The organism is Aeromonas sp. D3 (assembly GCF_027705025.1).
GTDB lineage: Bacteria > Pseudomonadota > Gammaproteobacteria > Enterobacterales > Aeromonadaceae > Aeromonas > Aeromonas salmonicida.
Genome location: NZ_JAPDBE010000104.1, coordinates 1 through 530 on the forward strand (window position 1 = coordinate 1; position 530 = coordinate 530).

At 48.3% G+C, this 530-nt stretch carries 1 tRNA gene and 1 rRNA gene; both read right to left on the reverse strand.

What is annotated here, in order from left to right:
* Positions 1 to 158: 158 nt before the first annotated feature.
* Positions 159 to 234: transfer RNA gene (locus OKC28_RS22930), tRNA-Glu, on the reverse strand.
* 229 nt (positions 235 to 463) lie between these two features.
* Positions 464 to 530, reverse strand: a 16S ribosomal RNA gene (locus OKC28_RS22935); the annotation flags it as partial.

Genomic DNA, 530 nt, shown 5'->3' on the forward strand with positions numbered 1-530 from the left:
CAAGAAGTTTCCAAAGCACTTGTAACAAATGTTTGAGAACTACTTTTTAAATCAGCTTTCCAGATTGTTAAAGAGCATGTTTGCAACGGTCATCGACCGAAGAAAACAGACATAAACACGCATGCTTATGTCTGCATTCTTGTTAGCAAGAAGAGAAGTGGCGTCCCCTAGGGGATTCGAACCCCTGTTACCGCCGTGAAAGGGCGGTGTCCTAGGCCTCTAGACGAAGGGGACCCAAAATCATCTTTGCGCTGCGCTAGCAGTGCAGATTTTGGGTAATGGCGAGTGCTGAGCCTGCGAGGCCGAGCGCCATTATTCACATCCCAAAACCCAATGACAGGGCTTCTCTCATCTGACCTAAGCCAGATAAGCACTGACACGCCAAGGCGCATCAGGTCTTTGCTCTAACTACTTTGAATCAAGGCAATCTGTGTGAACACTCAACAACGTCGGCATCTTAAGGTAAGGAGGTGATCCAACCCCAGGTTCCCCTAGGGTTACCTTGTTACGACTTCACCCCAGTCATGAAT